Below are 18,585 nucleotides of genomic sequence, written 5' to 3'. Positions count from 1 at the left end.
GCATCGAGCTTGGAGATTTCCGAATAGGTCATCTTTTGCACGATGCCGTGACCGTTGGTGGTGCGGTCGACGGTCTTATCGTGCATCAGGATGAGTTCGCCATCACTGGTGATGCTGAGATCGGTCTCGCAGGTGGCCAGCGGACCGACAAACTCGAAAGTCTTTTTAAATGCGGCGAGCGTGTTTTCCGGCGCGCCGGCGCTATGGCCGCGGTGGCCGCCGAGGCGCATGTTTTCAATCGTCATTCTGAGCGGGTTCATGCCTATTTCCTTTCAATTAACGGAGGCGCGCGTCGAGCCGGTCGCGCAGGTAGTCGCCGAGCAGGCTGATCGACAGGGTCGTGAGAACGATGACGGCACCGGGGAATGCTGCGAGCCACCAGGCGATCGCCAGGTAGTTCCGGCCGTCGGCCACCATCAGCCCGAGACTGGTCTCGGGCGGCTGGATGCCGAGCCCGAGAAAACTCAAGCCGCTTTCCAGGAGGATGATTTCCGGGAAGTTGATGGTGAACTGCACGATGAGCGGACCGGCGATGTTCGGCAGCATATGACGCAGATAAATGCGCATTGGTGGAACGCCGACAATACGGGCCGCTTCCGCATAGCCCTCTTCCTTGGCACTGATGACGAGGCCGCGCGTCAGTCGCGCATAGCGTTCCCAGCTTGCAAAACCGACGAGAAAGACGAACAGCAGCGGGCTGGAACCGAGGAGCGCGAGAACGCTGAGCGCAACGATGATAAACGGCACCGCCGCCATCGCATCGGCAAAGCCCATGATGGCATTGTCGATCCAGCCGCCGAAATGAGCGGCAAGCAGGCCGAGGCTCGTTCCGATCAAGGCGCAGATGAGCGATCCGACGAGCGCAATCATCAATGTCGTCTGGGTCGCGATCAGCAGATTGCTGACGATGTCCCGTCCCAGGTAATCGGTTCCAAGAAGATGGGCGACGGATGCGAGCGGCCGCGCGAACCGCGCAAGCGGATCCTGATGCGTATAATCGAAAGGGGCCGACCATCGGCCCGTGATGCCGGCGATAACCACGACGGCGATCCATGCGCAGCATAGGGCGATGCTGCCCGGCATGCGGACAAACGGAGCCGATATCGTGCTGCGCATCGAGCGGGATGAGGGCGCTGCCGTCATGTCAGTGCTTCCTGATTTTCGGATTGAGAACCGCATAGAGGACATCGACGGTCAGGTTGATCGCGACCATGAAGGCCGTAAACAGCACGATCATCGCCTGTATCACGGGGAGGTCTCCGGTGTTTGTCGCGTTCACGAACCCGCTGCCGAGACCGGGCCAGGAAAAGACCGGCTCGATGAGCGCGGAGCCGCCGAGCAGGCCGCCGGCGACGAAGCCGAGTGTCGTCACCATCGGGATCGCGGCATTGGGAAGCGCGTGGCGGAGAATGATCTCCCAGTGCGGGATGCCGTCGGCGCGAGCGGCTGCGATATAGGGCTCGCCTAGCACGTCGATCAGGGTGGAGCGCATGAAGCGCGCCACGGCCGCCGCGTTGAACAGAGCAAAGGTCGCGACCGGCAGGATCGCATGGTTCCAGGTCGAACTGCCCGAACTCGGCAATACGCGAAGCCAGACGGCGAAGATAAAGATGAAGACCAGGCCGAGCAGGAAGTTCGGAACGCTGTAGCCTAGTACCGCTGCCGCCATCACGCCCTTGTCGAGGGCGTCATCGCGCCGCACGGCTGCAATGATCCCGGCCGGCACGCCGACCAGGATGCTGAGGATGAAGGCAGAGATCGTTACGGCAAGTGTTTTGGGAATTCGTTCGCTGATGACGGTGAAGACCTCACGCCCGTCCGCGAACGAAACGCCGAAATCGCCACGCAGGGCATTTGCGACGTAATACAGATATTGCTCCGGGATCGATCGGTCCAGGCCCCATTTGGCATTGAAGGCTGCAAGCGCCTCGGGACCAGCATTGTCGGAGAGCATCTGCTGGGCGGGATCGCCACTCAACCGCAGAACGACAAAGACGAGCGTAACGGTGAATAAGAGGACCACGATGGCCCGGATGAGGCGGGCAAGGATGAAGGCCATCATAGCGCCATCTCCTTCTGCGTTACCGCACTTTGCGGTGCGATCGCCTGCGGAAATTCCTCGGCACGATGACATGCTGTCTGTTGGCCGGCCACAGCCCGAAGCTCGGGTGTTTCGGTTGCACACCTGTCGAGCGCGAAGGGACAGCGCGATCGGAAGGCGCAGCCTTTCGATATTGCCGACGTATCGAGTTCTCCCTTGATGGGCGGCTCGATGTTGCGAACTGTCGGGTCCATGCTGGGGACGGAGGCGAGCAGAGCACGCGTATAGGGATGGCGCGGCCATTCGTAGACAGATCGGATGTCGCCCGTCTCCACGATGCGGCCGAGATACATGACGGCGATGCGATCGACGAGATAGCGCACGATACGCAGATCATGGGTGATGAAGACATAGGCCAGGTCGAGCTCCTGCCAGAGAGACCGCAGGAGTGCGACAACCTGAGCCTGAACGGATACGTCGAGCGCGGACACGGCTTCGTCAAAGACGACCAGCTTTGGGTCGAGGATCAACGCTCTGGCGATTACCACGCGCTGTCGCTGACCTCCCGACATCTGGTGAGGATAGCGGTTCATCATCGCGCTCGACAGTCCAACACGCTCGAGCATGGCGGCGACGCGTTCGTCGGCACCCGCCCGATCGGTGATGCGATGTACAAGCAGCCCCTCGGCGATCTGCTGCCCGATGGACATTTGCGGATTAAGGGCTGAAAGCGGGTTCTGCTGTACCAATGCGGTGCGGATGCGGAATGCTCTCCAGTCGTCGGCCTGGCGCCGCTTGTGATTGACACCTTCGAAGCAGACGTCGCCGCCTGTCGGTTCCGTCAGTCCGAGCAGAAGTCGGCCAAGGGTTGACTTGCCGCTTCCGGATTCTCCGACCACACCGATGCGTTCGCGAGCCGCAAGGTTCAGACTGATCGCATTCACTGCAAGCTGGCTGGTCGGCCTCGCGAAAAAGCCGGTCTTGTGTCGGAACACCTTGGTCAGCCCCGTGGCCTGAAGGAAAGGCGCGCTCATGCGGCCACCGGATGGTAACAGGAAGCCTCATGGACGGGGCCGATGGTGGCGGGGGCGGGGAAACCGACGGAGCATTCGGCGCTTGCGCGCGGACAGCGTGGATGAAAATGGCATCCCGGCGGAAGGCTATCGAGCAGCGGCACGGAACCAGGGATAGGAGCCGGCGGTTCGAGATCGTTCGGATCGATGCTTGGCATGCAGTCGACCAGGGCGCGCGCATAGGGATGCGCCGGTCGCTGGAGCAGTTCGGCCACGGGCGACGTCTCGATGATCTTGCCGCAATACATGACGGCCGCTTTGTCGGCGAGGCGTGCGATGACGCCGAGATCGTGGGACACGATCATCAGCGCCATGCCGGTCTCCGCTTTCAGCTCTTCGAGTAGATGCAGGATCTGGGCCTGCATCGTGACATCGAGCGCTGTCGTCGGCTCGTCGGCGATCAGCAATTGAGGTTTCGCGGCAAGCGCATGAGCGATCATGACACGCTGGTTCATGCCGCCGGAAAATTGATGAGGATAGGCACGCATCCTGCTCCTGGCGCGATCGATGCCGACGCGCTCCAGAAGTCGCATCGCTTCCAGCCTTGCGTCGCTGCCTTTCAAACCTTGATGGCGATGAAGCGCCGATTCCAGATAATAGCCGATCGTGTGAACTGGATTGAGACTGCTGGTCGGATCCTGAAAGATCATCGCGATCTTCGGGGCCTTTGCCTTCACCCCGGTTGGAGCGCTGTTTTGGATGGTCACGCTGCCACTCGCGCGGGTAATGCCGCGTGGCAGCATGCTGGCAACCGCATAGCAGGTTATCGACTTGCCGCAGCCGGATTCACCGACGAGGCCGAGCGTTTGCCCGCTTTCGAGCGAAAAACTGATGCCGTCGAGGATTTTGATGTTCCGCGCGGGAACCTCGACGACGAGGTCGCGAACGGTCAGAAAATCGGACATGGCCGCCTCCAGGATGCGGTGCGCACGAATGCGCGCCGCAAGTTCGTTTGCTGGCGTCAGCCGAAGCTGAGATTGTTGCGGAATTCCATCATCTCGAAGCTGATCGGATTCCAGTGCACGTCCTTGCGGGCAGCGTAGACGTCGAACGGCTGGTAGAGGATGACCGCCGGCGCCTCTTCCTCGAAGATGTCGCGCAGGCGATTGAAGGCGTCGAACCGCTCCTTGCCGTCGGGCATCTGGGAGACCTTGGTGCACAGCTCGTTGAATTCCGCCGGAGCCTTCCAGCCCCAACGCTTCTGAACCTGGCCCTTCGGGCCGAATTCGCAAACCATCGTCGCCCAGGCGTCGGTCAGCCACTGGCCGTTCGACCAGTTGCGCATGTAGCTGTCCTGGTCCTTCGGAGCTGCGCCGGGAGCATAGACCTTCGGCACCACGTTGACGCCCATCTGCTTCCACATCTCGATCATCATCAACAATGCGGGGGTGGCGTTGGCGTAATAGTTGCCCATCGTGTGGTAGGTGATCGGCGAGCCGTCGTAGCCGCTTTCCTTCACGAGGCGCTTTGCCTCCTCGATGTCATAGGCCAGAGCGCGGCGATCGGGATCGAAGGTCTTGCCATAGTTCGGAAAGTTGAAGCCGTGCGGAATAATCGCCTTGTTGTGCCACAGGGACTCGACCAGCAGCGGGCGGTTGACCGCAAGTGCCAGCGCGCGGCGCAGCATCTTCGACTGGAAGATCGGCTGGTTCATGTTGAACGTGAACATGTGGAAATTTTCGACGACGTTTCCACGCGTTTCCAGATCCGAGTAGCCATTGATCATCGGCATGTCGTCCGGCGTCAGCGTGGTGACGATATCATATTCGCCGCTGATGAGGCCGGCGACACGCGTCGCCGGTTCGGCCACGAGCTGGTAGGTGATTTTTGATGCGGTCGGCTTCACTCCCCAGTAGTCGTCATTGGCTTCGACGACGACGCGATCGTTGGCGACGAACTCGACGAACTTATAGGGGCCCGTGCCGACCGGCTTGTTACCGAACGCGACCGTTCCGAGCGACTTGTAATAGTCCTTGGGAACGATGCGCCCCATCCAGGACGCAACGTAGGACTCGGTCAGAGGGGTCGGCGTCTTCGTGCGCAGGACGACCGTGTACCTATCCTCGACGAGTGCGTCGTCGAAGTCGAGCGAGTAGGCGCCACCGAGTGGAATCGTCTTGATCGCATCGGGTCCCCACAGCCGTTCGGAGGAGAACGTGTAGGCGACGTCGTCTGCGGTCATCTCGACGCCATTGTGGAACATGACCTTCTGGCGCAGTCTGAAGCGGACCGACTTGTCGTCGATCCGTTCCCAGCTTTCGGCCAGCGACGGCATCAGATCGATGCCGTTGCCCGATGCAACTTTTCCGAAAAAGTCGCGCGCAAGCAGCGTGTCGAAAATCTGGTTGACGATGCGAGGACCGACGTTGCTGATCGCATTAATCGGTTCCAGCGTAACGGGAATGCCATTGACGCCGATCTTCAGCGCACGGCGTTCCGCCGAAAAGGCAAACTGGGCACTTGTGGCCGAGGCAAGCGCTGCAACGCTTGCGCCGATCATGAACTTTCTGCGGCTTGTCTTGAGCATCTGTTTCTCCTGGCGAGATGCTGTTGATGAAAACTTGGATTTGCTCAGTTCGCGATGACGAACTTCTTGCGCAGCTGTTCGGGAGCTGCGTCGATGATGGATTTCGCGCCGGCGTCGGTCACAATGACGCCGAGGTCTTCGATCCTGGCGACGACCGACAGGCTGGATTTCGTGAATTTCGAGTGGTCCGCCACAACGATCACGCGGCGCGATACCTCGATCATGGCGCGCGCCACACTTGCGTTCACCGGTTCCACGGTGCAGACCAATCCGCGATCCATATCAATCGAGGCGGCGTTGAGAATGAGCTTGTCGACATTGAACTGGCGAATGAGCTGCTCTGCCAATGGCCCGCGGAAGGATCGGTTCGTTTCGGTATATTCCCCGCCGACCGCGTAAATGTTCTGGCCGTCGAAACGGGTCAGTTCGGCGATGATGTCGAGGCCGTTCGAAATGAATGTGAGGCTGCTTCGGCCCGTGAGTCGCTTGGCGACTTCGAGCGCCGTGGTACCCGCATCGAGAAGCACCGTGTCGCCATCAGCGATCATTTCCGCGACTACAGCGGCGATCGCCGCCTTCTCAGCCTGTTTCCAAATGGAGCGGGCCGYATTGCTCTTATCGAGGGCAACCTGATTGATGTTGAGCGCACCACCGTGTGTCCGGCGCAGGAGGCCCGCTTCCTCCAACTCCCCGAGGTCGCGACGAACGGTCGCGACGGAAACTTCAAACCGCTCGGTGAGCATCCCGATGCCCAGAAACTGCTCTTCTTTCAGAAGTTCAACGATTTTTGCCTGGCGGTCCTGAGCTGCGGTTAGCACGTAGCGTTGTCCTCAAAATGATGTATTTCGCTCAAATTATGATCGCAATACATCTTGAGTCAAATGAAGAATTCATGACATTCGGCGTGCTGGCATCCTATCCGTGCCCCGCAAATCAAAAAATTTCACGGTAGGTCGAGACAATTGAGCGATATCGCTCAATTATCATTCACCACTGGTGGGCGCATTAGAAAGTGTCTTTGTGCCGCGAGAAATGACGATGGCGGRCCGGTTGGCTCCAGAGCTGAATATCCCATTTGAGGACACGCCTCCTGTGAACGTGTCGCAGGTCCACGATGGTCAGGCCTGACCAATTCCAGAACCGCTTCACATCCGGAGTGTCGTTGACGTCCTCCTGTGCCGTCGCGATCAGGGTGACGCCTGGCGCGGCATGCAGGCGGAACACGCGGTCGTGGGGCAGTTGGTCCCGCGTCTCCTTCGGATCGCGCACGCTGACGCTCCTGCGGCTGCCCTTCCTCACGCCCTCGTGTGACGCAAATTTCTGCTTTCGCGCGTGTCGCCGCGCGACTGCTATGCGGAGAGCTCCGACTCGCCAGAAGTCGGCGGCCACTCGACGCACTGTGCCTGCGAATGGCTGGGGGACAGTCTCGTCGGGCTGCACGTTTAGGAAGCTCGGCCCATCCTGTGGCCGCTCCAACCCTGTGCACGCCCTCGAGTGGATGTCGCCGGCTTGCCAGGGGGCCGGGCTGTCTTCAGTTTCACTTCAGTTACGCCTAATCCCGCGCTCATAAACGATTGCTAGAGAGAGATACGAAGCTCGCCAGCCGATCTCTGGCGAAAGCTCATATGGCTGGCCCCGACTTTGCGGGGACTCACAGTGAACTGCATCACATGTTGATTGGAAAAACCTGTATGCCTTCTTTTCTTCGGACAATAGGAATGGCTAGAAAGGCGATCTGGACATTCTTTGCCGTCGCCCTGGTTCTGGCTGGCATCGCTTCGGTAGATCCAGTCGAAGCGCAAGGTTCCCCTGAAAAGAGAATGGCATTCGTCGTGGGTAATGCCGCCTATAAGGCAGGCGCCTTGCCGACCCCGGCCAACGATGCCGGGCTGATTGCGCAAACGCTGCAGGCGGCCGGCTTCGACGTGATCGGCGCGCGCGACCTCGACCAGAATGGATTGCGCGACGCGATGCGGGACTTTCTGACGAAAGCGAATGCATCGGGACCCGATACCGTCATTTTCGTTTATCTGGCAGGCTACGGAGTGCAATATCAGGGCGATAACTATTTCGTGCCGGTCGACGCCCAGATCGCCAATGCCACGGATGTGCCGGTCGAAGCTCTGCGGATAACCGATTTCACGAGATCGCTGGCCGGCATCAACAATCGCGGCAGCATCGTCGTGCTCGATGCTGCAAGAGCCAATCCCTTCGTGCAGTCCAATCAGCCGCTGGCCGGTGGTCTGGCACTCGTCGATCCGGACGCCAATCAGCTGATTGCCTTCAATGCCGCGCCGGGCACCGTCGCCCCGGAGGAAGGCGGCCCCTATGGTTCCTATGCCCATGCCCTGGCGGAAATGATCCGCATCGGCGGCATTGCGCTCGATGACGTGTTTGACCGGACACGGTTGCGGGTCAGCGATCTGACCAAGGGCGCGCAGATTTCCTGGAATGCTTCCAAATTCAAGAACGCCTTTGCGTTTTTCGACCGCGGTCCCAATCCTCCGGCCGCGCAGCTGTCCAGCTACGACAATGCCACGATCCGGATGAAGCCGATCGGTGATTTCGATGAGCGCGATGCCTATTTCGCCGCGCTCGATCGCGACACGATGCGTGGTTACGAGGATTTCCTGGCAGCCTATCCGAACGACTCCATGGCAAGGCGGGTGCGTGCGATCATTGCAGCGCGTCGCGAAGCGATCACCTGGCGTGAAACCTGGAATGCGGATACGCCGGAGGCCTATTGGTCCTATCTGGGACGTTATCCGCGTGGTCCCCATGTCTGGGATGCCCGCCGTCGTCTGGAACATTTCGAGGCAGCACTCGAGCCGCCCCCGTCATTTTCGGTGATCGAGTATGACGTGCCGCCTCCACCACCACCGGAAATCGTCTATGTCGACCGGCCTGTCTTGTATTTCGATGATGCCGACTTCGGTTATGCGCCGTCGCCGCCCGTCGTCTTCCTGGCACCGCCGCCGCCAGATTTCGTAATGCTTGCGCCGCCCAGGCCACCGGTCGATCTCTACGTGCTACCGGCGCCCGTCTTCGTTCCGGTCCCCGAATGGGTGGAACTCCCGCGTGATATCGTGCCGCCCGAAAACAACATCATTTTCAACAACATTCACAACACGGTCGTCAACAACACGGTTGTCAACGGGAACGAGGCGGCATCGGCTACGCCCGGATGGCCGACGGGAAACAAGCTTGCCGGTGCGGCCGCCATCGCCGCGGCGGGTACAGCTGCGCTTCACGTTGCCCTGCCGCCCTCGGTGCAGAAAAAGGCTGCGGTTTTGCAAAGGCAAGTCCCGGCCGCAGCAGAAAAACCGATACCTGGAGCCGGTTTGGCGCCGGCGCCCGTTCCTTCGGTCCAGCCCCAGCCACAGACAAAGACAAAGACACAGGCACCACAGCCGCAAACACAGACCACTGCCTCCCACGCGCTTCCCGGCGCCAATGGCCAGCCGCTTCCGCTCGCCGGCACACTGGCGAACAAGCCGCAAGCGGCTCCTGCAGAAAAAACGCCGCCGTCCGGAGCAGAGCCCAATGCGGCGCATCATCCGACGACGGTCGCCCAACCACCGCTTCAGAGCGCAAATCCCGACGCGCGGGCGGCTCCCGGTTCAAAGGGCCAGCCGCAGTTGCCCGACACCAATACGCCTGCCGACAAAGGTCAAAGCCAGATTGCCAAGACCTCGCCCGAAGCTCCGAATGCGAAGCTGAAGGGWGGTGTCACAGCCCCGAAATCCGACGCTAACGGCTTGTCGACAAGGCCTGCGCCGGCAATCATCGACAACTCCCCGGCAAAACCCAGCGTTCCCGATAGCAGCGAGCCGCAGGCACCTGCGCCAAAACCGCAGGCCGAACCCAAACGACAGGTCGAACTCAAACCCCATGCTAAGCCAAAATCTCAGGCTGAATCCGAGCCTCAGCCTCAGCTTCAGCCCAAGCCGGCGACCGTCGAGCAGCTGACGAAGAGACCGCCGGCTGCAGAAAAGAAGAAGTGCGGCGTTACAGATTTACCTGCATGTCCCTAAGGCAGTTGGCACAGAAGAGAAAATTGCTTTAAAAGACTGCAGCGGCGCAACCTCCGAGCGGGGTCGTTCGCTGACGTTCGAGACGTGGAGCAGGGCGTAAATGGTCTCATCGGACACGGCATTATTCCGGGCGGCGGCGCTAACGTTGCCGCTGATATTCCTGGGGTCTCATCCGGCCTTGAGCCAGGATGCAAAATCCTCCGATAACCAGTGGATCATAACGCTTGGCGGGTCCGTCGAATACGGTCCCTCGTATGAAGGATCGAAGCACCTTTCCTTCAGCGGCATGCCGTCTTTCGATTTTCGGCGACTCGGAGAAGCGCCTGAACACAGCGCGCCGGACGATAATATCGACTACGGGCTGTTCGATATCGGCGGCGTCGAAATCGGTCCCGTCGTCGGCCTGAGAGGGGGACGGTCGGCATTCGACGATTCCGAACTGAAGGGTTTGCATTCGGTCCAGTGGAATCTGGACGCCGGCGTCTTTGCGCAATACTGGCCGATAGAGGATCGCCTGCGAGTGCGGGCGGAAACACGGCAGGCGCTGTGGGGCGGCGACGGTCTGCTTGCCGATCTCTATCTCGATTGGTTCCAGCCGGTCGGCGATCGCTGGCTTCTGTCTGCCGGTCCACGCCTGTCTCTGGCAAACGGCACCTATATGCGCAACAATTTCGGGGTTTCCGCCGAGGAAGCTGCCAATAGTGGCCGCGTCGAGGCGTTCAAAGCGAATGGCGGTCTCAAATCCATCGGTTTAACGGTGGCCGCCACCTATACGCTCTCACCGACTTGGAGCGTGCAGATCTACGACACATATAGCCGCCTGGTGGGGGATGCCGCCGACAGCCCGATCACCTCAAGACTTGGCTCAGCCGATCAGAACGTCATCGGTATTACGCTCAACCGCTCGTTCCAGATCGGCTTTTGAGCTTTGCGTTGCCGCTTTCTCATGCTGGCCGATATAATCCCGCGTGACGGGAATGACGTCATTGCGCTTGCTTAACTGAATCTGGAAAACCACCAGATCTTCGTAGCGGAACGCGGCTTCGGCGCTTGCAAGGTAGAATTCCCACATGCGGCAGAAGCGCTCGTCGTAAAGTGCGGCTGCCTCGTGCCAGCGCGCCAGGAAGCGCTTTCGCCAATGTGCCAGCGTCCAGGCATAATGCAGGCGCAGGATCTCGATATCGGTAACCGCAAGACCGGCTTTTTCAATTTGGGGAAGGATCTCCGACAGCGCGGGAATGTAGCCGCCCGGAAAGATATATTTGTCGAGCCAAGGTGTGGTGAAGCCAGGTGTCGCAGAACAGCCGATCGTGTGCAAAACCATGATGCCGTCATCTTCCAGCAGGTCCGCACATTTCTCGAAGAAGGCGCGGTAGGATGCGAGGCCGACATGTTCGAACATGCCAACCGACACGATCCGGTCGAACCGTCCGCTCAGGCTGCGATAATCCTGAAGGGAAAATTGGATGCCTGCCTCCATCCTCTCATGTTCGGCAAGCCGCTTCAGGGCGTAGCCATGCTGCTCCTCCGACAGGGTGATGCCAAGCACATGCCCGCACGGTACATGCCTGGCCATGTGCAGGGCCAGCCCACCCCAACCGCAACCGATATCGAGCACGCTCTTGCCGGGCCCAAGCTGCAATTTCGCGGCGAGATGCCGCTTCTTGGCGCGTTGTGCCGCATCGAGCGACTGGTCGGGATTCTCGAAATAGGCGCAGGAATATTGCCGGTCCGCGTCGAGGAAGATTTCGTAGAGCCGGCCATCCAGATCGTAGTGGTGGGCGACATTGGCTTTGGAGCGCGCCGGCAGATTGCGATGGCGGAAGATGCGCAACCAGACGCGGGCACTGTCGATCAGCCGGGCGATAAGCGGATGGTTGGTATTCTGCGCCTCGCGCAACATCATCGCCAGGAAGTCGTGGAGCGAGCCCTGTTCGATGAGAAAGCGGCGATCCATATAGAGTTCGCCGAGCCGCAGATCTGCGTCGATGAGGAATGCCCACTGCGCTGCAAGGTCGGCAAAGCTGACATGCATCCGCTCTCCGGACCMGTCGCCGAAGGAAAGCTGCTGCCCACTGGATGTCGTGACATTGAGGCAACCGCGGGTGACGATATGCGAGAGTGCACGCTCCAGGACCCGATTGCTGAGTGCCGACGCAGCCGCTTCGCCATGACGGAGGATGAAATTCAGTGTTGGCCGCATCATCGATCCTTGCTGACATGGGCGTGCGGCAGGACGCGCCCGGCTTCTAGGTCACCGACGGAGTCCGTTTGCGCTGCGCCGGCGATCAGCCAGACACCGGCGAGGATCAGACCGCTGCCGACGATCTGAAGGCCGACGATCGGTTCGCCGAAAGCGAACCAGCCGGTGGCAATGATCAACACGTAGCTGATGCCGGAAAGCGGAAAGGCCCTGCTGAGGTCGAGTTCGGCGAGCACCGTCATCCAGATGAAGAAGCAGACGATCTCGACGACGACGGCCGCCAGGATCCAGTGCGAGGTCAACGCATCCTCCAGCCAGGTCGTCCCCTCGACATTGCCGAGCTGCGTCGCGCCAAGCTTGGTGAAGATCTGGAACAGCGTGTTGAGGACAGGCACGGAGAGCCATGTCAGGCGCATCGACGTCATCACTTGGCCTGCTCCTGCGAAAAGAGCGGGGAGACCAGCCGCAACAGCGCCTGCAGCAGCGGATTGCGATGGCGGAAGAACATGGTGTTTGACGTGAGCTGACTGCCGAGCCGCACCTTGTTTTCATAATAAGCCTGACCGCTCTGGTAGCGGGAAAGGCCATGACTGAGGCAATAGCGCAGATTGGTGAACCAGCTGAGGAAATAGAGATTGTAGGGACGTCCTCTCTCGCCATCCATGCAAAAGAACTTGTCGATCGCGAGCCGTTCGTCATGAACGATCAGGTTGGCGGCGAGCAGCTCGTCGCCGACGAAATAAAGTGCACAGAACGCGCGGCCAGCCATATGGGTGAGGATGCCTTCGAAATAGGCCGGGGTCAGTTCCTCGAACTGCCATTCGCTGCGATTGCGCGTGTCATGATAGAGCGTCATCACCCGGTTAAGCAGATCGCCGATATCGGTTCTGATTTCGACCCTGACGGCATCAAAGGATTTCAGCTTGCGCCGCATGTCCTTTCGGGTGCCCGCCGACAGTCGGGCCATGTAGTCGTCGATGGTCTTGAAATCGATGTCGAGCCAGGCGGACGGCAGGCCGCCGATGGCAGCATAACCGCATTTTGAAAACAGCGTGCCGAATTCGCCGGCAACCGGTGCCGGAATATCCTTGATCCCCATCAGCGCACAGCACTCTTCGGCCGCAAGCGCCTCGAAGGCGGCGAGCAATTCGCCAAACAGCCCCTCGCGACGTTCCTCCGGCACGTCGGCATGAAAACCTATCGCRCCGGTTTCCGTGCAGGGCGAGCCAAGGCAGGCAAGCCGCAGAACGAGGAAACCCGATGCATGCTGCCGCACGCGACGTATCAGCCGCCGCGCCATGCCCTCTTCCAGCGTGGTATCCAATGGATAGGGGCACAGGAACGCCGACATGGCCGCGCTGACCTTACCGTCTTCCACGACGGTCAGGTAGCGCCACTCGAAGTCGCCRATGCCGGCGCTTTCGATCGCCAGAAGGCAATCATAATCCTCGACATGGCCGCGGAAGCAGGCGTTCCACGCCTCGCGGCCGATGGCGCGGATCGTGTCGTGGACCTGCGTGAGGGGCTCGGCACTTCCGGGAAAAGGACTTTTATGCGCGAATTGCAGCATGGCTTGCCTCGAAAAAATCCGCCGTGAACGCTGCGACCTGCCGATGCTGGCGATCGAGATGGATCATGTGGTAGCTGTCCTTGATCCACCTGAGTTGGTGCGGCCCGCCAATATGCTCGGAAATGTAGAGGGCATGTCTTGGATTGCTCAGATCGTCTTCTTCCGCATGCAGGATCAGCGTCGGTGTCTGGATCTGCGGCAAGGTTTGGCGAAGCGCCTTGCCCAGCCGATGCATTTCGACGATGCCGCGGCCGGGGAATTTCTCGAGCATGCCTTCGCCGACCATGCCTTCGACCATCCGCCGCATCCGCTCGTCCTTAATGCCGAGTGAGTCATTCTCCCTGAAATTAAGACGGTCGAGGAAAGGGATGCGGGACAACCATCCGATATGCGGTGAGAGCAGTGCATAGTGTCTTGGAACATCCCAGCCGTCATAGTGGAAGCACGGCGAATAGATGGCGACCGCCTTTATCAGATCCGGCCGCTGCTCGGCCGCAAGCAGCGAAAGCTTGCCGCCAACGCAGATGCCGGCCGCAAATATCGCCTGCGTTCGCTCGGCCAGGAATTCGGAGGCCTGCAGCACGCTTGTCAGCCAGTCTTCCCAATGCGTCCGGCGCAATGTCCTGATATCCTCTCCATGACCGGCCAGCAGCGGCGCATGCACGCTGTAGCCGCGACGATTGAGCTGGCGAGCGACAAGCTTCATCTCGGCCGGTGCGCCGGTCAGGCCGTGGATCAGCAGCACACCTTTGCCATTCGTGCCTTCCAGGAAGAAACTCAATTGCTCAGACCTCATGCCGAAGCTCCGTCTCGCGGTTTTCCGGAGCCATGAAGCCGAGTGCATGGCAGGTGCTGATCACGTGCGTGCCGGCTCTTTCCTGCTCGTCCTTGATCTGTTCATGCAGGGCCGAAAGCTTCGTCCAGTGGGTGCGCGGCCGATAATGATGTTCGGCATGATAGCCATTGCCGAACCACAGCCAGTTGTAGAACGGCTTGTGGCTGCTCACACCCCAGGCGATTGGTTCGTCCGGATCGCCGTGAAGATGCTCGTAATAACCGTTGAGCGACGACAGGCAGTTGCCGGCATAATAGAAGGGCACGAAGAACAGTAGGGCCTTCCAGTCGTAGATCAGCGCAATCGCCGCCAGGCCGAGAAAGGCTACTAGCTCGAAACGGCCCCATGCGGCATCGAAGGGACGCCGCTTGGCAATGGCCTTGTGGATATCGCCGAGACTGTCGCGGAAGAAGCTCTTTAGCGTGTAGGACCAGACGTTTTCCGGTTCGCCGTTCCTGCCATGACGATAGATCGACAGAAGATCGATCGTCTCGCCTTTCTCGTCCGGCCGGTCACTGTTGCCGGAGTGATGGCGCATATGTACCCAGTGGTAATAGGTCTGGGAAAAGCCGATCGCCACCGACTCCATCAGGCTGAATGCGTAATTCATCCAGCGCGGCTTGAAATAGGGGGTGTGGATGAAATTATGCGAGATGCTGTTGATGTTCCAGGATATCGAGAGGGCATAAACGCAGCCCAGGATCAATGAGGCCCAGAGCGGCCGGCTCTGGAAGCCGACGATCAGGTAGACGTCGAAAACGAGATGTGCCACGGCGGCAAGCACGGGGGCGGCATCCCACCTGGCATGAGCAAAGATTTTCATAGTCCGGTTGCTCCGACACAGGCCACGCCGGCGGTAACGAGAAACACGCCCGCCGCGTGACGAAGGTTGATATTTTCCCTGAAGATGACGGCGCCGGCGATGACGATCGCCACATAGCTGAGCGCCATCAGCGGAAAGGCGACGGTGAGCGGCACCCTGCCAAGTACGACCGTCCAGGCAAGCAGTTCGATCGCCCAGAAGGCGATGCCGAGCCAGGTCAGCGGCTTGGTGAGCGTCGTCAGCACCGGGCTGTCGCTGGCAACCTGCTTGAAGCAGACCTCGCGCGCCGTTTCCGCCAGCACGCAGAAGAGGATCAGGCCGACCATCGGCAATGTGAGGCTGCCGATCATCCCATCGATTCCGCCAGGACTTCCAGCAATGCGTGATTTGCAGCGCTGTTGATATTTCGCACCGCATCGGCGGCGTGCCGCAGACGCGGTTGATCGATGAAGGTTTCGGCTTGCTTGAGCAGGCGGGTCGCGAAGCCACCAGCATAGCTTGGCACCGAATAGTCGCCGACGACATCGGCGCCAATGATGCGATGGCGGCTGCCGATCTCGCTGACAAGCGCCATCAGATAGGGCAGCCGCATGCGCCCCTGATCCCAGTTGGTTACGGCGTCATCGGCGGCGAGCACGTCCTTGTCGATAGTGACATAGACTGCCTCGGTGCCGATGCGGGTGAGGATGCGGTCGATGAAATTTTCCTCGCCAATCTCGGAGATGGAATTCCAGTGCAAGGCACCCCTGTGTTGGCGGTAGCTCGGGCCATTGCCATAATCGGCCTTCACGCGGCTGGGTGGATGCTCGTAAGGATAAAGTTCGAGCTTGCCTTGCCGCAGCCGGCCCAGATTGGCGCCCTTGCGCTCGGGATTGCGCAGGTCGTGGCTGCAGACCCCGACGGTAACAACCCTTTCGATATAAGGGTTTGAAAGTGCGCTGTTGATCCATGAGCCGCAATGCATGCCGCCCTCGAAGTTCACCCAGTCGGGGTGATTGTCGAAATGAACGAGCGTGGTCGAAACCGGGCGCCGTTCGAGAGCGGCATCGAGCAGCAGGGCGGTCACATGATGGAAATCGCCCGAGCCCATGAAGGCAAGCTGCGGCCCTCTGCTGCGCGGCGGCAGCGATCTGGCTATGTCCCGGCCGAGTTCGGCAAGCATCTTCTGCCTGCCCCACAGTCTGATCGTCTTCCCGCTCAGCTTGTCGACATGGTGGCACGCGCCCGCGAGCGTGCAGGCGCGCACGAAGTCCGGCTGCAACTCCAAAGCATCGTCGAGATGAAGGAGGAGAAGCTGCACCATCCTACCTCCGGACCGCACGTGTGAAGAGCTGGTCGAGCAGCGCCAGCGCCAGGTCGATCTCCTCGCGAGTAATCAACAGGTTCGGGGCCAGCGTGATGACGTTTTTATGGTAGCCGCCGACATCGAGAACGAGGCCATAGGTCTTGTTGCCGACCCTGAGATCGCCCTTCATGCCCTCGTCGCAGAGCCAGTCCATCGTCGCCTTGTCCGGCGTGAAGCCGTCTTCCTTGCAGATCTCGCATCTCAGCGCCAATCCGAGCCCGTCGACATCGCCGACGATCGCATGGCGTTTCTGAAGCTGTTTGAGGCCATCGAGGAAATATGCTCCTTTGGCCATGATCGCAGCACCAAAATCCTCCTCTTCCAGCATCTTCATCGTTTCGAGCGCGACGGCCGTACCCATCGGGTTGCTGGCAAAGGTGGAATGGGTGGAACCGGGCGGAAAGATTGTCGGATTGATCATTTCTTCCCTGGCCCAAACGCCCGAAAGCGGATTGAGCCCGTTGGTGATCGCCTTGCCGAAGACAAGAACGTCCGGTGAGACGCCGAAATGTTCGATCGACCAGAGTTTGCCCGTCCGGTAGACACCCATTTGGATCTCGTCGACGACGAGCAGGATGCCGTGCTGATCCAGAACCTTCTTGAGTTCGGTGAAGAAGTTCATGGGCGGAATGACATAGCCACCGGTGCCCTGGATCGGTTCGATATAGAAGGCGGCATATTCTGCGCTGCCGACCTTCGGATCCCAGACGCCGTTATATTCGCTTTCGAAGAGGCGAGCGAATTTGCGCACGCAATGTTCGCCATATTCCTCCTTGGTCATGCCCTTCCCGCCGCGGAAATGGTAAGGAAACTCGACGAATTGGGCCCTTTCGCCGAAATGGCCGAAGCGGCGGCGATAGCGATAGCTGGAGGTGATCGCCGAGGCGCCCAGCGTGCGGCCGTGATAGCCGCCCTCGAAGGCGAACATCAGGCTTTTGCCACCGGTATAGTTGCGCACCAGCTTCAGCGAATCCTCGATCGCCTGCGATCCGCCGACATTGAAATGAACGCGCCCCTTGCGGCCGAATTTGCGCTCGGCGTCCTGCGCGATCATGGCGGCCAGTTCGACCTTCTCGCGATGCAGATATTGCGAAGCGACCTGCGGCAGCCGGTCCAGCTGGCGATGGAGGGCGGCATTCAGCCTTTCGTTTCGGTAGCCGAAATTGACGGCGGAATACCACATTTGCAGATCGAGAAACTGTGTTCCCTTGGCGTCATAGACGTAGGAACCTTCGCATTCTTCGAAGAATTTCGGCTCCGCCGAATAATGAACCGTATCGCCGTGAGAGCAGTAGGTCTCCTCCAGCAAGCGCAGTTCGGCTTCCGACAGGTCGGAGAGTGGCGTTTTTTTGTTGAAGGTTTCAGCATTCACAATGTTCATGAGAGGCCTCTTGGTCTTCTGGTTCAGGCGATTTTCGATTGCAGCGCCGCTCGTCGCGGACGCGCGATCCTCGGGATGACGGCTTTCATCTTGGAAAGCAGGTCGGCGAAATCATCGAAAGCGATGAAGGGGATGTTGCTGTCGCCGCAGTAATCGGCGAGCGTGTCCTTGGCGAAGACGAGGTCGGCTCTGCCGGCGACGCAGAAATCGCTCCGTCCGTCGCCAATATAGACCTGCGGCTCCATGCCGGAGACGACCCGGCATTTGCACACGCCCGAGCCGGAGGAACAGCCGGCCGAGTTCGGGGCGGGTGCCAGGATGTAGCTCTCAAGGCCGTCGACGACGCTACAGCGAAGGTGATTGGCGATGACGGGCAGATCGGTGATGCCGTTGTGCCTCAGTACATGGCGGATGAAATAGTCGACGCCGTCGCTGACGATCGTCAGGGGCAGGCCGTTCACGCGGCAGTAGTCGCGAAACGCGAGGACGCCGGGGTCGATGGCCACGGTGTCCAGGATCGCATCGAGTTCGTGACGGCTTGCCCGGATGAGGGCGATCTGGCGGCGCATACACTCTGCCGATCCGATCAGACCGTCTTTCCATTGCTGCTCGATGTCTTCCCATTCAGGCTCGGCAAAACAGGACAGCACGACATCCGTCACATCCTGAATGGAAATCGTGCCGTCAAAATCAGAGAATACCTGCATCGAATCGTCCTTCGATCTGCCTTGCGGTCGTGTTTAACGACGGCCG

The 18,585-nt window shown here is 59.9% G+C and carries 19 protein-coding genes; 2 read left to right on the top strand and 17 right to left on the bottom strand.

What is annotated here, in order from left to right; all coding sequences use genetic code 11:
* From AC1D35_RS20265 to AC1D35_RS20230, 8 genes are all read right to left on the bottom strand, one after another.
* Window positions 1-260 (bottom strand): glycerophosphodiester phosphodiesterase (locus AC1D35_RS20265; protein WP_477939754.1); only part of this gene is annotated, 260 nt, incomplete at its 3' end.
* A 16-nt stretch (window positions 261-276) separates the two neighbouring features.
* Entirely contained in the window at window positions 277-1,143 is an 867-nt protein-coding gene (locus AC1D35_RS20260) for an ABC transporter permease (protein ID WP_162748542.1), read from the bottom strand.
* A gap of 1 nt (window position 1,144) precedes the next feature.
* Window positions 1,145-2,062, bottom strand: a complete 918-nt coding sequence (locus AC1D35_RS20255; protein ID WP_477854567.1) for an ABC transporter permease — start codon at window positions 2,060-2,062, stop codon at window positions 1,145-1,147.
* The gene (locus AC1D35_RS20250; protein WP_477939752.1) at window positions 2,059-3,075 is read right to left on the bottom strand and encodes an ABC transporter ATP-binding protein; all 1,017 of its coding nucleotides are present in this window, start codon (window positions 3,073-3,075) and stop codon (window positions 2,059-2,061) included. Before AC1D35_RS20250 ends, AC1D35_RS20255 begins: the two co-directional genes overlap by 4 nt.
* Window positions 3,072-4,019 (bottom strand): ABC transporter ATP-binding protein, encoded by a 948-nt coding sequence (locus AC1D35_RS20245; protein WP_477854569.1) that lies wholly within the window; start codon window positions 4,017-4,019, stop codon window positions 3,072-3,074. The genes AC1D35_RS20250 and AC1D35_RS20245 overlap by 4 nt, the downstream gene beginning before the upstream one ends.
* Before the next feature lie 56 nt (window positions 4,020-4,075).
* On the bottom strand, window positions 4,076-5,641 hold the full coding sequence (locus tag AC1D35_RS20240; protein ID WP_477939750.1) for an ABC transporter substrate-binding protein: 1,566 nt from the start codon (window positions 5,639-5,641) through the stop codon (window positions 4,076-4,078).
* A 44-nt stretch (window positions 5,642-5,685) separates the two neighbouring features.
* Entirely contained in the window at window positions 5,686-6,459 is a 774-nt protein-coding gene (locus tag AC1D35_RS20235; protein ID WP_477939748.1) for a DeoR/GlpR family DNA-binding transcription regulator, read from the bottom strand.
* 187 nt (window positions 6,460-6,646) lie between these two features.
* Window positions 6,647-6,910: a hypothetical protein gene (locus AC1D35_RS20230; RefSeq protein WP_477939746.1), complete on the bottom strand. Its 264-nt coding sequence runs from the start codon at window positions 6,908-6,910 to the stop codon at window positions 6,647-6,649.
* Between the two features lie 449 nt (window positions 6,911-7,359).
* On the opposite strand from AC1D35_RS20230, the gene AC1D35_RS20225 reads away from it, so the two are divergent.
* Both AC1D35_RS20225 and AC1D35_RS20220 read left to right on the top strand, forming a co-directional pair.
* On the top strand, window positions 7,360-9,675 hold the full coding sequence (locus AC1D35_RS20225) for a caspase family protein (RefSeq protein WP_477854572.1): 2,316 nt from the start codon (window positions 7,360-7,362) through the stop codon (window positions 9,673-9,675).
* A 100-nt stretch (window positions 9,676-9,775) separates the two neighbouring features.
* On the top strand, window positions 9,776-10,600 hold the full coding sequence (locus tag AC1D35_RS20220) for a MipA/OmpV family protein (protein ID WP_477939744.1): 825 nt from the start codon (window positions 9,776-9,778) through the stop codon (window positions 10,598-10,600).
* Here the strand turns inward: AC1D35_RS20220 and AC1D35_RS20215 are convergent.
* From AC1D35_RS20215 to AC1D35_RS20175, 9 genes are read right to left on the bottom strand one after another with little or no spacing between them, the layout of a single operon-like run.
* Window positions 10,541-11,878, bottom strand: coding sequence for a class I SAM-dependent methyltransferase (locus AC1D35_RS20215; protein ID WP_477939742.1), 1,338 nt, complete (start codon window positions 11,876-11,878; stop codon window positions 10,541-10,543). The two genes, AC1D35_RS20220 and AC1D35_RS20215, sit on opposite strands and share 60 nt — an antisense overlap.
* Window positions 11,878-12,303 (bottom strand): EamA family transporter, encoded by a 426-nt coding sequence (locus AC1D35_RS20210; RefSeq protein WP_113295845.1) that lies wholly within the window; start codon window positions 12,301-12,303, stop codon window positions 11,878-11,880. The genes AC1D35_RS20215 and AC1D35_RS20210 overlap by 1 nt, the downstream gene beginning before the upstream one ends.
* Window positions 12,303-13,448: a GNAT family N-acetyltransferase gene (locus tag AC1D35_RS20205; protein WP_477939739.1), complete on the bottom strand. Its 1,146-nt coding sequence runs from the start codon at window positions 13,446-13,448 to the stop codon at window positions 12,303-12,305. The genes AC1D35_RS20210 and AC1D35_RS20205 overlap by 1 nt, the downstream gene beginning before the upstream one ends.
* Window positions 13,429-14,244, bottom strand: coding sequence for an alpha/beta fold hydrolase (locus AC1D35_RS20200; RefSeq protein ID WP_113310011.1), 816 nt, complete (start codon window positions 14,242-14,244; stop codon window positions 13,429-13,431). Before AC1D35_RS20200 ends, AC1D35_RS20205 begins: the two co-directional genes overlap by 20 nt.
* Entirely contained in the window at window positions 14,234-15,106 is an 873-nt protein-coding gene (locus AC1D35_RS20195) for a fatty acid desaturase (RefSeq protein ID WP_113295842.1), read from the bottom strand. The genes AC1D35_RS20200 and AC1D35_RS20195 overlap by 11 nt, the downstream gene beginning before the upstream one ends.
* Window positions 15,103-15,456, bottom strand: coding sequence for a DMT family transporter (locus tag AC1D35_RS20190; protein WP_113509876.1), 354 nt, complete (start codon window positions 15,454-15,456; stop codon window positions 15,103-15,105). The genes AC1D35_RS20195 and AC1D35_RS20190 overlap by 4 nt, the downstream gene beginning before the upstream one ends.
* Window positions 15,453-16,406, bottom strand: coding sequence for an arginase family protein (locus tag AC1D35_RS20185; protein WP_477854596.1), 954 nt, complete (start codon window positions 16,404-16,406; stop codon window positions 15,453-15,455). Before AC1D35_RS20185 ends, AC1D35_RS20190 begins: the two co-directional genes overlap by 4 nt.
* A 4-nt stretch (window positions 16,407-16,410) precedes the next feature.
* Entirely contained in the window at window positions 16,411-17,832 is a 1,422-nt protein-coding gene (locus tag AC1D35_RS20180) for an aspartate aminotransferase family protein (protein WP_477854576.1), read from the bottom strand.
* A 23-nt stretch (window positions 17,833-17,855) separates the two neighbouring features.
* On the bottom strand, window positions 17,856-18,539 hold the full coding sequence (locus AC1D35_RS20175) for an MtnX-like HAD-IB family phosphatase (protein ID WP_113509874.1): 684 nt from the start codon (window positions 18,537-18,539) through the stop codon (window positions 17,856-17,858).
* Window positions 18,540-18,585 lie beyond the last annotated feature (46 nt).

It is taken from the genome of Rhizobium sp. P1_E6 (genome assembly GCF_056405875.1).
The sequence above is the reverse complement of the archived record's forward strand: the minus strand, read 5'-3'. Positions and strand labels throughout refer to the sequence as shown.

What these genes read in the sequence shown, in the direction of transcription:
- AC1D35_RS20260 (WP_162748542.1), bottom strand. Translation starts at nt 1,143, where the DNA reads ATGACGGCAGCGCCCTCATCCCGCTCGATGCGCAGCACGATATCGGCT.
- AC1D35_RS20255 (WP_477854567.1), bottom strand. Translation starts at nt 2,062, where the DNA reads ATGATGGCCTTCATCCTTGCCCGCCTCATCCGGGCCATCGTGGTCCTC.
- AC1D35_RS20250 (WP_477939752.1), bottom strand. Translation starts at nt 3,075, where the DNA reads ATGAGCGCGCCTTTCCTTCAGGCCACGGGGCTGACCAAGGTGTTCCGA.
- AC1D35_RS20245 (WP_477854569.1), bottom strand. Translation starts at nt 4,019, where the DNA reads ATGTCCGATTTTCTGACCGTTCGCGACCTCGTCGTCGAGGTTCCCGCG.
- AC1D35_RS20240 (WP_477939750.1), bottom strand. Translation starts at nt 5,641, where the DNA reads ATGCTCAAGACAAGCCGCAGAAAGTTCATGATCGGCGCAAGCGTTGCA.
- AC1D35_RS20220 (WP_477939744.1), top strand. Translation starts at nt 9,776, where the DNA reads ATGGTCTCATCGGACACGGCATTATTCCGGGCGGCGGCGCTAACGTTG.
- AC1D35_RS20210 (WP_113295845.1), bottom strand. Translation starts at nt 12,303, where the DNA reads ATGACGTCGATGCGCCTGACATGGCTCTCCGTGCCTGTCCTCAACACG.
- AC1D35_RS20200 (WP_113310011.1), bottom strand. Translation starts at nt 14,244, where the DNA reads ATGAGGTCTGAGCAATTGAGTTTCTTCCTGGAAGGCACGAATGGCAAA.
- AC1D35_RS20195 (WP_113295842.1), bottom strand. Translation starts at nt 15,106, where the DNA reads ATGAAAATCTTTGCTCATGCCAGGTGGGATGCCGCCCCCGTGCTTGCC.
- AC1D35_RS20190 (WP_113509876.1), bottom strand. Translation starts at nt 15,456, where the DNA reads ATGATCGGCAGCCTCACATTGCCGATGGTCGGCCTGATCCTCTTCTGC.
- AC1D35_RS20180 (WP_477854576.1), bottom strand. Translation starts at nt 17,832, where the DNA reads ATGAACATTGTGAATGCTGAAACCTTCAACAAAAAAACGCCACTCTCC.
- AC1D35_RS20175 (WP_113509874.1), bottom strand. Translation starts at nt 18,539, where the DNA reads ATGCAGGTATTCTCTGATTTTGACGGCACGATTTCCATTCAGGATGTG.